A 1342-nucleotide genomic window follows, 5' to 3' on the forward strand; every position below is an offset into this window, starting at 1 on the left:
GCCCTGGACCTGGTCCGGTTGATCCTAAACCAGAAATACCACCAGCATTCACAGATATTACAAATACTTTCGCAAAAGATGAAATTAATAAGCTTGCAGCGAAGGGAATTATCCAAGGGAAAACGGAAACTACCTTTGCACCAAACGCACAAATTACGCGTGCAGAATTCACCGTATTACTTGCTCGCGCGCTAAACCTTCCGTTGAAGACGTACGAGGGCAAGTTTGATGATGTGAACACAAGTAAAAAGTGGGCATTTGCAGGGATTGAAGCAGCCGCCAATGCAGGCATTGTGAACGGAATGAAGGATGGTAAATTTAATCCAGACGCTCCGATTAAACGTGAAGAAATCGCGGCAATGGTTGTAAGAGCAGTTGAGATTAAAGATAAAATAAAACTAGACAACCTAGAAAAACCAGCTAATTTTAAGGACCATCAATTAATTGGTGCATATGCAATTGATTCTGTCTATAAAGCAACTGCACTAGGTGTTATTAAAGGTAACGAAGGTCAGTTCAATCCTAAAAACAACGCAACACGTGCTGAAGCAGCAGTTATGCTCTATCGTACATTGGACACACTTAAACTACTAGACTGATTTGAAAAAGAAGAGCCGAGTAATTTCGGCTCCTTTTTTAATGCACTCTAAAAAAGTACAGATATAATTAAAATCTAATACAATTAGAAATATTGATAATCACTGTATGCCATTAATATAGAAGAAACGTATGGCCAGTACAAATTCATGGTTTCCCCCTTATCAAACCGCACGTGCCCTATTTAGGCATACGGCTTACCAATATGTTACAACGAGGTTCTAGTGTGATGCATTTCAGGTATTTTGCATCTTGTGAATGCGGAGAGGCGAAAAATACTCTTCACTTTTCATTTTGAAGCGAAACTTGTCTTGATCATATTTTTGTTTTGCCTTGATTTTCTTCTCTTTTGCGAAATCATCGAGTGTTGTACCGTATGATTTGTTGAGGTACAACCATAGACATTGAAGCCTCATTTTATTCACCCTCCCCAGTAATTTGACGAGTAGTAGTTATAGAAGTTTCAATACACCAAAGCATGATTCGAGTGCTTAACTTGTAAAAAACTCGCATATCCAGACACGTAATGGCGCGATTGAGTAATGGTTTCACAAAAAATCCCCCTCAAAATAAGAACGTTCGTTCTTGCTGTGAGGGGGATTCTAATATTGGTCTAGTGAGTATCTCTGGTTTTTTATCGGTAAATTATGGATATAGATTTCAATTTCTTTTGATCGAGCCGCCACCAATCAACCAATTTTGAGGGTTTTCCTGATTTCATCAATGGTTGCCCCGGTATTTAAGC

General features: G+C 38.9%; 2 protein-coding genes. One reads left to right on the forward strand and one right to left on the reverse strand.

The features are described from left to right. Positions 1 to 599 (forward strand): S-layer homology domain-containing protein (locus tag AC1DSB_RS19370; RefSeq protein WP_477587426.1); only part of this gene is annotated, 599 nt, incomplete at its 5' end. Positions 600 to 833: 234 nt separating this feature from the next. Here AC1DSB_RS19370 and AC1DSB_RS19375 read toward each other — a convergent pair. Further along, the gene (locus tag AC1DSB_RS19375) at positions 834 to 1013 is read right to left on the reverse strand and encodes a hypothetical protein (protein ID WP_477531799.1); all 180 of its coding nucleotides are present in this window, start codon (positions 1011 to 1013) and stop codon (positions 834 to 836) included. Positions 1014 to 1342: the final 329 nt, after the last annotated feature.

Source organism: Paenisporosarcina sp. P4_E4_2 (genome assembly GCF_056401595.1).

Bases quoted from the DNA above. Each gene is read 5' to 3' on its own strand.
- AC1DSB_RS19375 (WP_477531799.1), bottom strand. From the start codon at position 1,013: ATGAGGCTTCAATGTCTATGGTTGTACCTCAACAAATCATACGGTACA.